The 12050-nt window shown below is 46.8% G+C and carries 10 protein-coding genes; 6 read left to right on the forward strand and 4 right to left on the reverse strand.

The features are described 5' to 3' along the window. Window positions 1–145: 145 nt before the first annotated feature. Both ACO1PK_RS13395 and ACO1PK_RS13400 read left to right on the forward strand, forming a co-directional pair. On the forward strand, window positions 146–1390 hold the full coding sequence (locus ACO1PK_RS13395) for a S1 family peptidase (RefSeq protein WP_423186110.1): 1245 nt from the start codon (window positions 146–148) through the stop codon (window positions 1388–1390). After that, a complete protein-coding gene (locus tag ACO1PK_RS13400) occupies window positions 1381–2331 on the forward strand; it encodes an FHA domain-containing protein (protein WP_423186111.1) in 951 nt (316 codons plus the stop codon). The genes ACO1PK_RS13395 and ACO1PK_RS13400 overlap by 10 nt, the downstream gene beginning before the upstream one ends. Before the next feature lies 1 nt (window position 2332). On the opposite strand, the gene ACO1PK_RS13405 is transcribed toward ACO1PK_RS13400, so the two are convergent. The 4 genes from ACO1PK_RS13405 to ACO1PK_RS13420 all read right to left on the reverse strand — a co-directional run bounded on the left by ACO1PK_RS13405 (window position 2333) and on the right by ACO1PK_RS13420 (window position 7188). Then, window positions 2333–3688 (reverse strand): O-antigen ligase family protein, encoded by a 1356-nt coding sequence (locus tag ACO1PK_RS13405; RefSeq protein ID WP_423186112.1) that lies wholly within the window; start codon window positions 3686–3688, stop codon window positions 2333–2335. Window positions 3689–3973: 285 nt separating this feature from the next. Then, window positions 3974–4336: a hypothetical protein gene (locus ACO1PK_RS13410; protein WP_423186113.1), complete on the reverse strand. Its 363-nt coding sequence runs from the start codon at window positions 4334–4336 to the stop codon at window positions 3974–3976. Window positions 4337–4406: 70 nt separating this feature from the next. Then, window positions 4407–6449 carry a bifunctional diguanylate cyclase/phosphodiesterase gene (locus ACO1PK_RS13415; RefSeq protein ID WP_423186114.1) on the reverse strand — a complete coding sequence of 681 codons (2043 nt, stop codon included), beginning with the start codon at window positions 6447–6449 and terminating at the stop codon, window positions 4407–4409. A gap of 10 nt (window positions 6450–6459) precedes the next feature. Beyond that, window positions 6460–7188 (reverse strand): transglutaminase-like cysteine peptidase, encoded by a 729-nt coding sequence (locus tag ACO1PK_RS13420; protein ID WP_423186115.1) that lies wholly within the window; start codon window positions 7186–7188, stop codon window positions 6460–6462. A gap of 300 nt (window positions 7189–7488) precedes the next feature. Between ACO1PK_RS13420 and galU the strand changes: the two genes are divergently transcribed. Genes galU through wecC form a run of 4 tightly spaced genes read left to right on the forward strand, consistent with a single transcriptional unit; the run spans window position 7489 to window position 12050 of the window. Next, entirely contained in the window at window positions 7489–8463 is a 975-nt protein-coding gene (gene galU, locus ACO1PK_RS13425; protein ID WP_423186116.1) for a UTP--glucose-1-phosphate uridylyltransferase GalU, read from the forward strand. A gap of 27 nt (window positions 8464–8490) precedes the next feature. Beyond that, the gene (locus tag ACO1PK_RS13430) at window positions 8491–9657 is read left to right on the forward strand and encodes a nucleotide sugar dehydrogenase (protein ID WP_423186117.1); all 1167 of its coding nucleotides are present in this window, start codon (window positions 8491–8493) and stop codon (window positions 9655–9657) included. 1 nt (window position 9658) lies between these two features. Beyond that, window positions 9659–10792, forward strand: coding sequence for a non-hydrolyzing UDP-N-acetylglucosamine 2-epimerase (wecB, locus tag ACO1PK_RS13435; RefSeq protein WP_423186118.1), 1134 nt, complete (start codon window positions 9659–9661; stop codon window positions 10790–10792). 16 nt (window positions 10793–10808) lie between these two features. Beyond that, a complete protein-coding gene (gene wecC / locus ACO1PK_RS13440; protein WP_423186119.1) occupies window positions 10809–12050 on the forward strand; it encodes a UDP-N-acetyl-D-mannosamine dehydrogenase in 1242 nt (413 codons plus the stop codon).

The raw sequence follows: 12050 nt of genomic DNA on the forward strand, positions 1-12050 counted from the left end.
GTTGATTTCAAACAACGCGAATCAAGGACTCTGACCCCTTGATCCGACCCCTTGATCCTGACCCCTTGATCCCCTTGCTCCCAAGATTTTGTTTTTTTAGGGACTAATGGTAAGGTAAAGCCCTGTTAAATAGGGAGATCACCTGATGTTATTACGAGGGGTAGTGTTTAGCATTTTGCTGTTGGCGATGAATGCCAGAGCTGATGTAGCACAACAAGTTTTTAGCCAATATCAAGAAGCCTTATTGGAAGTTCAGGTTGTGGAGCGGCAAAGCCAGCAAAAATCTTCTTTTGGCAGTGGTTTTTATGTTGCGCCTGAACTGGTAGTCACCAACTTTCATGTGATTGCTAACTACATTCATACCCCCGATAGCTACCAACTTATTGGCAAAATGGGCGAGGACCAACAACCGCTGCAGGTATTGGCGGTCGACGTGGTAAACGATCTGGCGTTATTACAAGCGCCAAGCCATAGCGGCCTGCTTTTTGACCTCGCAGCCAATTTACCCGAACAAGGCGAAGCTGTGTTTAGCTTGGGTAACCCACATGGTTTAGGCATGGTGGTGGTTCCCGGCACCTACAACGGCTTAAAAAAGCAAAGCTTTTACCCGCGTTTGCATGTAACCGGCTCGCTTAACTCTGGTATGAGTGGCGGGCCCAGTGTCAATGCTGCAGGGCAGGTGGTCGGTGTTAATGTGGCCACCCGTGGTAATCAAGTGGCTTTTATGGTGCCGTTAGCCGAGCTAGAAAAACTCCTTTCACAGCAGCCCGATAGCGTGCCGCCGGTCAGTGACTTTACTGAGCAAATTCGCCAGCAGCTTATCGCCAACCAACAACAGCTGCTAGCACCTATTCTAGAAAGCAACTGGGTGATGAAAGCCTTGGGCCGAGGGCAAATACCAGAAAGCATAGCGCCGTTCTTAACCTGCTGGGGCAATACCAACAGTAACCAACCCAAACACGAGCTACGCAGTGCCAGAGCCTCTTGCGCCTTGCAAGAATATATTTTTATTAGCTCCGATTTTTTTAGTGGCACGCTAGAAATGCAGTTTGAATGGGTCGATGGCAACAGCCTGCCGTTAATCAAGTTTAACCGTCATTATGCCCAGCGTATTGCCCACACTCGCTCGGAAAACCCAGCTACCCCACAAGATGTGAGCGAATTTAATTGCCGCAGCGATATCGTCGCCCTCAACCCGCATCCTACTCGGGTGGTGTACTGTGTGCGCAGCTACAAAAACTACGAAGGACTTTACGATGTAGTCTATGCCGCCGCCACCTTGGCCACTGAGCAACAAGGCTTTATCAGCCGTTTTGCGCTCTCCGGCGTAACCCAAGACAGCGCTGAGGCCTTTAGCCGTAAATTTATGGAGACTGTGGTATGGCAATAATTATTGAGGTTCTGAATAGCCGCGGTCAAAGCACGGGGCTGCATAAATTTAACCAAGCGCAGATCCGCATTGGCCGTGGTTTCGACAACGACTTAATTATCCAAGATCCGCATAGCTGCGCTGCTCATGCCGAGCTAAGCCGAGACGAACAAGGCCAATGGCAACTGCGCGACTTACAAAGCCTAAATGGCACCCTAAATAGCCAAGGTAAGCGCGAAAACGTGATCCCCATTACCAAAAACGGCCAAGTGGTAACTTTAGGGAAACAACGCCTTCGCATTATATTAAGCGATAGCAGCGTTGCGCCCACGTTACCCTTAACGCAGGGCTGGCACAGTTTAAACTGGTTATCGTCTACTGCCTTACTGATAAGCTTGGTATTGCTGCTAAGTGTCGATTTTATTTACAGCACTTGGCTGGGCGCCATTGGCGAAAACGCCGAGCGTTGGCATCGACAACTGATTTTGCTGCCTTTTATTTTGCTACTGGTGTTAATTTGGCCAAGCTTACTGGCGCTGTTAGCACGGCTGCATTCGCATGAGACCAAATTTAAACAACAAGCCAACTTGGCGTTTACCGCACTGTGCTGCTGGTTGCTGTGGGAAAAACTGCATACTTGGCTTAGTTTTAACTTTAGCCACACGCTACTGCTTACTAGCTTAGAGTTACTGGCACCGGTGGTGATTTTAGGCGCGTTTTTTTGGTGTGGCTTTATTTTAGCGGGAATACAGAACAAAATTTTGCACGTGGTGCTTACGGTATCGCTGGCCAGTATTTATTGGGCGATCCCCTATTTCAACTCGATTACGCCGAATAGGGAGCCCAGTTATCAAGCCGACATGCTGCCTGCCAGTTGGCTAATTACCACGCCGAAAACGACCGAGCAATTTATTCGCGATAGCGCGGCGCTGTTTCAACAAAACGACAGCGCAGACGACTAAGCTAGCTAAAGCTAGCTTGTCTGGTTCTAAGCCGTTTCGGTGATTCGTTATGCCACGCCAAGTGGCTTAACGCCAAAATACTCACAAACAACAGGGTATTGGCGGGCGATTGCAGGTTAAAGTCGACCGTATTGTGCACCAGCATATGAATATTGGCCATCATGGCGCCAAAAGCCACCCCCTGATAAAAGCGGGTTTTGCGCTTACGCATGGTTTGTAAACACAGCCACAGCGCATACAATTGCCACGCACCCAGTAGCAGCGTTATAGGTAAGCCTAGCTCAAACACAAACTGCACATACTCGTTATGGGCATGATCATAAAAACCGCTATAAGCCGACTGCTGATGCGCCGGAAACACTGCATAAAAACTGCCTGCGCCAGTGCCCGTTAGCCAATGTTCTTTTAACACCGGCATACTATCTAGTACCACCTCGTCGCGGGTTTCCGCTGCAAGGCTGGTTTCTTGAATGCGCTCTTTTACCTTTTCAACGCCAAAGATCGCACCCACAATAATTAAATCTAAAATAAACACGCTAATTACCAGCGGCTTAAGTAAAGTAGGGGGCTTTTTATAAAAGAAAATCGCCAGCAGTGCGGTAATGCCCAGCGCCACAAAAAAGCCGCTATTGCCCATGCGGGAGCGGCTTAAAATCAGCGCAATAATCATAATCACCACCGCTAAGCGCAGCAGCATTTTCGGGCTAAGCAACACACTCACCAACTCGCGCAGCCGTGCTTTCAGGCTTAAGGCGCGCTTTTCGTTATTCAGCTCGCAAATAATCCAACCAATCGCCATGCTAATGCACAAGGCTAAATAATTGGCAAAATGGTTTTGGTACACAAAGCTGCCTCGGGCGCGGCCTGCCTCGTTTACCCCAAAAATAGGGGAGAGTTCAAACCCCGCCAAATGAATCACCGCGCCATAAGTGGCCTGCAACACCCCCGACAGTACAATCGCCACCATAAAAAAGCGCATGGCGCTAACCGAATGCAAATAGGTGCACAGCAGCCACAAATATAGCAACAAGTAAAAAGTGCGCACCGCCAACAACTGGCTATGATAAGGCGTGGCCGAACTCACACCCGGCAGCAAATTCAAACTTTGCAGGCCCATATATAGGCCAACCAACAACGGCACCGCCAAAAAGCCCCTTAGCCAAGGCGCACGAAACCACGGCAAGTTATGACGAAAGGCAAAATAGCAATGCAGCAAGGCCGCCGCACCAATCAACAAGTGCAGAATACTCCAAGCCCAAATTCGGTTCGACGCCAGCGGCACCGGCGCCCACACCATAATAAACCCCAGCAACCACAACATCACCGAAAAAGGGGTCAGAGCTAATTTTCCTACCAAACGTCAATTCCTATCATAAAAAGGGGTCAGAGCTAATTTTTAATAATCAAGGGGTCAGAGTCAATAATCGGGGGATCAAGGGGTCGGATCAAGGGGTCAGAGTCGTTGATTCCCAAGAATCAACGACTCTGACCCCTTGATCCAACGACTCTGACCCCTTGATCCCTGACCCCTTGATCGAAATCAACAACTCTGACCCCTTGATCGGACCCCTTGATCGGGACCCCTTGATCGGCTAAGCAATAAAAAAGGGCATTACGCCCTTTTTTAAAAACGACTTGTCGCTTAGTTACCCGAAATGGTACCGCCGCCACCGCCGCCGCCGCCACCAAAACCTGGAGGTGGTGGTGGTAGTGAACTAGCAGGTCCAGCAGCAGGGCCAGCGCCAGGAGCAGCACCTGGTGCTGTAGGGCCAGCTGCAGTAGCTGTATTAGCAATAATTTGCGCTACAACACCTGGGTCAATACCGGCTGCAACAGCAGCAGCAAGAATAGACACAGGATCAACGCCCGCTTCTGCAGCAGTAGTAAGGATAGCTTCGATAGCCGCTTCATCACCATCGGCAGCAACAAGTGCTTCCTCTAGGATGGTTTCGACATCTGCACCTTCTACAACCAATGCGGCTTCTAAGGCAGTCAGGTCAATCATTGTTGCTTCCTGCGCGTTTACAGCAGTGCTAGCAACTGCAAAAGCGACGGCAGCAGACAAAACAACAGCCTTAATTGACATGCTTTGTATCTCCATATAAAGCCAAAATGGCTTTTAAAGTATAGGTAATATTGCTCGAATTTGCATCATGAATTTTTTCATCAATCGGGAAATTTACCGGGTAGCCAATAGCAAAGCCTTGAAAACCATCTAAATGTAGCTCTTTACACACATCAACATTAGTATGATTTTCTAAGCAACTGGCTAACACTTTAATGCCCACACTATGACAAATTTGCGTTAAGGTTAATAAAAAGAAACGATTATTCTGCTCATGCAGCGCTTGGGTAAAGGTGCGGTCTACTTTTACATAGTCGATATCTAAATCTTTAATATGCTGCAACGACAACAAATTCGCACCAAAACGTTCAATTACCAACTGCACCTTAAATTGCTTTAACTGCTGAATAAATTCACTTACCCGCGCTGGCATTTTTAGCACCACACTCTCGGCCAGCTCTACCATTAAGTCGGGCAGTTGCGCTTGCTTGGCTTTTAGCTCCTCAAAAAACCACTGATACAGGGCGTCGTTTTGTAAAAACGGCAGGCTAATATTAATGGCCACCGGCCCTTGGCGCACAAAACTTAGCGCATACAGCATAAAAGACAACATTCGCTTCTCTAGCATAGCGCCGCGCCCCAGCAAATTCGCCATACTAATCACTTCTGCCGTATTTAACGCCGCATCGGGCACATTAAACCGAATCATCGCCTCGGCATAGAGCAACTCGTATTGCTGATCTAAAATAGGCTGTAACAGCAGCTCCATTTGCTTAAAGTCGGCACTGTCGCTCAGCAAGTTATCTAATAAATCGGCCCACTGCGCATGGTTTAGCCCCTTTGGCAGTTCAGCAGGCTCTGGCGCCGAACTCGGGTTAAGCATAAACATAATATCTTGCGCCTGCAGCACATCGAGGCGCGACAACACATGGCTAAACTGCTCATCGGGCGTTACCAACACCTGCACAAAGCGGCCAAAACCCTCAGGGTAGTAGTCGTTATCGCCAGAGCGCAGCGCCTGCTCAAGCTGGCTATTAATGCTACTGGCTAACGAAGCATCGCCTTGGGTAAGCAACGCAAACTCCGAACCCGACAACCGAAACAAATGCAAATCGGGGATCAGCGTTTGCAGCTGTTTTAATTGCTTGGCCGCCTCTTGCACATACAAATCGCCCGCCGCATAGCCATGTTTTTGGTTAAGGCTATGCAAAGAGGGCAAAGACAACATCGCCACATACAATTTACTGCGCTGCTGCTTGGCTTCTTGCTGAATACCGGCCAGCTGCTCGTTTAACGCCCGCCGGTTTGGTAACTGAGTAAGCGGATCTAAATAGGCTTCTTGCATCAGCTTTTCGGCATAACCGCTTTGCTCGGTAAATACCTGGCTAATATTGCTCACCATTTGGTTTAAGGCTTTTAGCACCTGCTGCAAATCTACCGTGCCGGCTTTTACGGGGTTTTGCTTAAACTCTTTTCGGCCCACCGCCTGCGCCTGCGCTACGATTAACTGCAGCGGCTTTAAAATGGCCCCTAAAATAAAATGAATGGCCAGCGCCGCCAATACAAACATGCCCAAGGCAATTAATAGAATATGCTTAGCTTGATCATACAAATGCTGCTCGGCCAAGCCGGTATGCGAACGCACTGTTAGCGTACCTTGGGCTACCCAACCATTACTTACTTCGCTTTCTTTAACGGGGGCAGTTAGCACAAACAATCGTTTAAACCAACTAGGCACAGTGCTAACTGGGTTATGTTGCAAATCAATCAGCAACTCGCCGTCTAAATTACGATACTGAATTTCTTTGTAATAACCCGAATCAAACACCGTGCGAGCCAGAGTTTCAATCATAATGGCATCGTCTAGCCCCATACTGCTAATGCTTAACCCCAAACTATGGGCGGCATCTTGCGCGTGCGAGCTTAACTGCTGGGTTAAATAATCCCGAAAGGTATAAATTTGCGACAGCACACTGCCTGCGAAGGCAAAAAACGTCATGGCAATAATCAGGCTATAAAATTGTGTTCTGAGTGTTACACCATGTTTAAACATGCAAGCATCCTTAATTTGCAAGAGGGGTAAGGGGTTCAATGCGGGCCAGTAACTGCTCAAACTGAGCCACTCCAGCGCTGTTTTCTACTTTTTTGCCTAACCCCTGCGCCCGGGCTAACCATAAGCCTTGCGCGTTAAACGAATATACCGGCTTTAAATCGGGGCGCTTATTGGCCGGTAAAATTTCATTAATTAAATTATCCAGTACCAGCGGGTACTGGCCGGGCTTTTCGGTATAAATAAGCACCATATGCGGCTCATTTAGCTCAAGGGCGCGTACATACATAAGCCGCAGCTTTTCTTCCGGCACGCCCATGGCGCGCAGGGTAAAGTATTTTAAAATAGCGTAGTCTTCACAATCGCCCTTGCTGGTTTGTAAGCTTTCCAGTGGGGTTGCCCAATAATCTACCGCGCCCCAATGTTCCTGATCACTGGCAAAAGCCACTTCGCGGTTGGCAAACTGGTTAACCAAGTGCAACTTTTGCCAATCGCTGGCATCTTGGTTACGGTTAATTAACCGTTGCCAACGGTTTAAGCGTGCAACTGCCGTGCCGCCAAACTGCGCTTCAGTATCGGCCATTACCTGCGCCGATAGCTCAAACAGCGTAGCGTTAGTTAAACCTTTTAAGCTAAGTAAACACACCAAAAATGTGCAACCAAGCACCAAAGCAGTGCGCTTGCGGCTTGCAGCAACAAAACTAGGCATATTCAAACAGCGGCGTTTTATCCAAACTGGCAAACTTTGCATTCCTTCAGCCCAGTAACAGGCGCCTAATATAGCAGTTTGGTATTAGACCACGCAATTACTGCACATTGCCGTAAAACTGTAATATATGGCGCATATTATGCTTTACATTAAATAGAACTTGGTAAAGAATACGCGCTGTTTTGTATGTAGCAAGGGATCTGTAAGGCATACTTCTCTTCCTATGCGTCATGCATGCCGGTTATTTACCTGAAGCGGTTCACGCTATTACCTATAAATAACCCGTACCCCAGTTGTAGGTACGTATTTTTCAACTGCATAAAGGATTGTCGCATGTCTGTTAGCACAGCTAAACCTGTTATTACCAAAGCTGTTATTCCTGTTGCCGGTTTAGGCACCCGCATGTTACCTGCTACTAAGGCCATGCCCAAAGAAATGCTAACGGTAGTCGATAAACCCCTAATTCAGCACGTAGTGCAAGAAGCCGTGGCCGCGGGTATTACCGAAATTGTGCTAGTTACCCATTCGTCAAAAAACAGCATTGAAAACCACTTTGATACCAGCTACGAGCTAGAAGCCACGCTAGAAAAGCGGGTAAAACGCCAGCTATTAGACGAAGTGCGCAGCATTATTCCTAAAAACGTGACCATAGTGTCGGTGCGCCAAGCGGTAGCACTGGGTTTAGGCCATGCCATTTTATGTGCGCGCCCCGTGGTAGGCGATAACCCCTTTGTAGTTATGCTACCTGATGTGCTTATCAACCCGTTTTTAAGCAACCCGAAAAAACATAACCTAGCCGCCATGTTAGAACGCTATAACAGCACCGGCATTAACCAAATTATGGTAGAGCCTGTTCCGCACAGCATGGTAAACCAATATGGCGTGGTAGATATTAACGGTGTAGCACTAAGCGCCGGCCAAACCGCCGCCATTAGCGACATGGTAGAAAAGCCGGATCTAGACGATGCCCCCAGCAACTTCGCCATTACTGGCCGCTATGTATTAAGCGCCGCCATTTGGGATATGTTGGAATTTACCCCACCAGGCGCGGGCGATGAAATTCAGCTAACCGATGCTTTACATCAGCTACGTTTAGTAGAGCCAATAGAAGCGCACCATATTAGTGGTAAAAGCCACGACTGCGGCACTAAGCTGGGGTTAATTCAAGCCAATGTGGAGTTTGCGTTAAACCACCCCACCTTAGGCGCGCCATTAAAAGCCCATTTACAAAGCTTATTGGCCGAGCCAGCTAGCGCAACTCATGGCAGTAATAAAGTGGCGAGCTTAGCCGCAGTAAGCAATAACTAACAATTTAAAAAAAGGGTAGTAAGCGTAATGAAAATAGCGGTAGCCGGAACCGGATATGTAGGCTTAGCCAATGCGGTATTATTAGCACAGCATAATGAAGTAGTAGCTATTGATATTGTGCCTGCCAAGGTAGATCAGCTAAACAACAAAATTGCCACTATTGCCGACCCAGAAATTGAAGCTTTTTTACAACAAAAAAGCCTAAATTTGCGTGCTACCCTCGATAAAGTGGAAGCCTACCAAAACGCCGATTTTGTAATTATTGCTACACCTACCGATTACGATCCGCAAACCAACTACTTTAATACCCGCTCAGTAGAGGCGGTTATTCAAGATGTGATGGCAATTAACCCAACGGCGGTGATGGTAATTAAGTCGACCGTGCCGGTAGGCTATACTAAGCGCATTAAGCAAAAGCTGTGCTGTAATAATATACTATTTTCGCCCGAGTTTTTACGCGAAGGCAAAGCGCTACACGATAACCTATACCCCAGCCGCATTATTGTGGGTGAGCAAAGCGAGCGCGCTGAGCGCTTTGCTAACTTGTTGGTGCAAGGTGCAGTAAAGCAAGATATTCCAGTGCTGTTTACCGATAGCACCGAAGCCGAAGCCATTAAGCTGTTTTCTAATACCTATTTAGCCATGCGCGTATCGTTTTTTAACGAGCTAGATACCTACGCCGAAACCCATGGCTTAAATACCCGGCAAATAATTGAAGGGGTAGGGCTAGACCCACGTATTGGTAACCACTATAACAACCCCAGCTTTGGTTATGGCGGTTACTGTTTACCCAAAGATACCAAGCAGCTATTACGCAACTTTGATGATGTGCCCAATAACCTAATTCAAGCCATTGTAGAGGCCAATACTACCCGTAAAGACCATATTGCCTTTGCCATTTTAAACCGCAACCCAAAAGTGGTGGGCATTTACCGGCTCATTATGAAGGCGGGGTCGGATAATTTCCGCTCGTCTAGCATTCAGGGCATTATGAAGCGGATTAAGGCTAAAGGTGTTGAGGTGGTACTGTACGAGCCGGTATTAGAAGAAGACACTTTTTACAACTCTCGGGTTATTAGGGATTTAGAAGAGTTTAAGCGAATAAGCGATGTGATAGTAACTAACCGCCGTCAGCCAGAATTGGCCGATGTAGAAGCAAAAATATATACCCGCGATTTATTTGGAAGTGATTAACATGGCTCAAAAGATCCTAATTGTATTCGGCACACGACCAGAAGCCATAAAAATGGCGCCGTTAGTGCATACGTTAAAAGCGGATCCACGCTTTATTACTCATACCTGTGTTACCGGCCAGCATCGTGAAATGTTAGATCAAGTGCTTGCGCTGTTTGACATTCGTCCAGAGTACGATTTGAATATTATGGCGCCAGGGCAAAGCTTAAGCCAAGTGACATCGCGCATCCTTAATGGTATGGAACAAGTGTTAAAAAGCTTTCAGCCAGATTTGGTATTAGTGCATGGTGATACTGCCACTACCTTTGCAACGTCATTAGCGGCCTATTACCAACAAATCGCTGTTGGCCATGTAGAAGCAGGGCTTAGAACAGGTAATATTTATTCACCTTGGCCAGAAGAAGCCAATCGCAAACTTACCGGCTGTTTAACCCGCTTACATTTTGCGCCAACTCAAACCTCTGCCGCGAATTTATTGGCCGAAGGCTATAGCGACGCGGCTATCCATATTACCGGTAATACCGTTATTGATGCCTTGTTTTTAATTCGTGATAAATTAGCAACGGATCCAACTTTAGCAAGTAGCTTAGCAGCGCAGTTCCCCATGCTAAAAGCCGATAAAAAACTTATTTTAGTTACAGGGCATCGCCGCGAAAGCTTTGGCGATGGCTTTGAGCGCATTTGTAAAGCGCTGCAACTTACGGCTAAACAGCACCCAGATTGCCAAATTTTGTACCCGGTACATTTAAACCCGCAAGTGCAAGAACCAGTTAACCGTTTACTAGCTGGCATCGACAATATTAGTTTAATAGAGCCGCAGCAGTATTTACCTTTTGTGTATTTAATGACACAAGCCAATATAATTTTAACCGACTCTGGCGGTATTCAAGAAGAAGCGCCATCGCTTGGCAAACCTGTATTAGTTATGCGCGATACCACTGAGCGACCAGAAGCTGTTGCCGCTGGCACAGTAAAACTGGTGGGTACCAATGTGGATAAAATTTGCAGCGAGCTAACAGCGCTATTAACTAACCCAACTTACTACCAGCAAATGAGCGAAGCGCATAACCCCTATGGCGATGGCCAAGCGTGTAAACGTATCGCAGATATTATTGCTAACAGCACACTAAATTAAGTTTAAAGGACTAACAATGCAGTTTAATACTATTTCAGTTATTGGTTTAGGTTATATCGGTTTACCCACCGCTGCGGTAATTGCCTCGCGTGGTATTAAAGTAATAGGGGTAGATGTTAACCAAAAAGCGGTAGACACCATTAATGCCGGTAATATCCATATAGTAGAGCCCGACTTAGATATCGTTGTACGCAGTACCGTAATGACCGGCAATTTACGCGCTACCACCACGCCAGAAGCCGCCGATGCTTTTATTGTGGCAGTACCAACACCCTTTAAAGGTGAAAACCACGAACCAGATTTAAGCTATATCGAAAAAGCCAGCTTAGCTATTGCGCCAGTACTCCAAAAAGGTAACTTAGTTATTTTAGAAAGTACCTCGCCAGTGGGTGCTACTGAGCAAATGGCCGCTTGGTTAGCGGCTGCTCGCCCAGATTTAAGTTTTCCGCAACACAAAGGTGAGCAAGCCGATATAAAAGTAGCCCATTGCCCAGAGCGCGTATTACCGGGCTACGTTTTACAAGAGTTAGTTAGTAACGACAGGGTAATTGGCGGTATGTCGCCAGCCTGTAGTGATATGGCAGTAGAACTTTACAAAACCTTTGTACGTGGTGACTGTGTTGTAACCAATGCCCGTACTGCGGAGATGGCCAAACTAACCGAAAACAGCTTCCGTGATGTAAATATTGCCTTTGCGAACGAACTTTCGTTAATTTGCGACAAACTAAAAATTAATGTGTGGGAGCTCATTAAATTAGCAAACCGCCACCCAAGGGTAAAAATACTAAACCCAGGCCCAGGTGTGGGCGGCCACTGTATAGCGGTAGATCCTTGGTTTATTGTGAACAGCTGCCCAGAGCAAGCCAAGCTGATTAAACAAGCTCGCTTAGTTAACGATTACAAGCCACATTATGTTATTGAGCAAATTAAAGAAGCCGCCGATGCCTTTAAAAAGCCAGTAATTGCCTGTTTGGGTTTAGCTTTTAAGGCCGATATTGATGATTTACGGGAAAGCCCAGCCTTAGATATTGTTAAACAGCTCGCTGCAGATAACGTAGGTGAGATATTAGCAGTAGAGCCTAATATTCATGAACTACCTAATAGCCTAGTTAATAGTGATGTTAAGTTAGTTAGCCTGCAACAAGCGATTGAGCAAGCAAATATTATTGTTATATTGGTTGACCATAAACAATTCAAAAATGCTGATAAATCAACTTGGGCGACTAAATTTGTAATCGATACTAGGGGTGTTATTTAA

This window comes from Alishewanella sp. d11 (assembly GCF_049390205.1).
In the GTDB taxonomy this organism is placed as follows: domain Bacteria; phylum Pseudomonadota; class Gammaproteobacteria; order Enterobacterales; family Alteromonadaceae; genus Alishewanella.